At 48.0% G+C, this 460-nt stretch carries 1 tRNA gene; it reads right to left on the minus strand.

The window, feature by feature from the left end:
• Positions 1-84: 84 nt before the first annotated feature.
• Positions 85-156 (minus strand) — tRNA-Glu (locus tag lacNas_RS01675).
• Positions 157-460: the final 304 nt, after the last annotated feature.

A 460-nucleotide genomic window follows, 5' to 3' on the forward strand; every position in this document is an offset into this window, starting at 1 on the left:
GGTTTTCAAAACCGTCCCCTTAAGCCACTTGGGTAATCCTCCATATGATGGAATCATTATTATTCTATTCTTGCCTTCCGGCAATGACCCGTACGAGATTTGAACTCATGTTACCGCCGTGAAAGGGCGGTGTCTTAACCACTTGACCAACGGGCCGTCAAAGCACTCTTAAGATGATACTCGCTTTGGCTCATCTTGTCAAGCAGAATCTTGATCTTTTCATGAGCTGCTCGACCGGCGCTTGCGCGTCAACAAATACTAGAATACAGAAAAAGTTCCCCTTTGGCAAGGCTTTTTGGCAAAAAAGCTGTTTTATTTTGGACTTTTTCTGCCCTGCCCCCTTGGGCACAAAAAAAGAGCTGCCAAGGCAGCTCTTTTACAGGCGGAGTAGCAGAGATTCGAACTCTGGCGCCAGTTTCCCGACCTACACCCTTAGCAAGGGCGCCTCTTCAGCCACTTG

It is taken from the genome of Lactobacillus nasalidis (assembly GCF_016587775.1).
Classification (GTDB): Bacteria; Bacillota; Bacilli; order Lactobacillales; family Lactobacillaceae; genus Lactobacillus; species Lactobacillus nasalidis.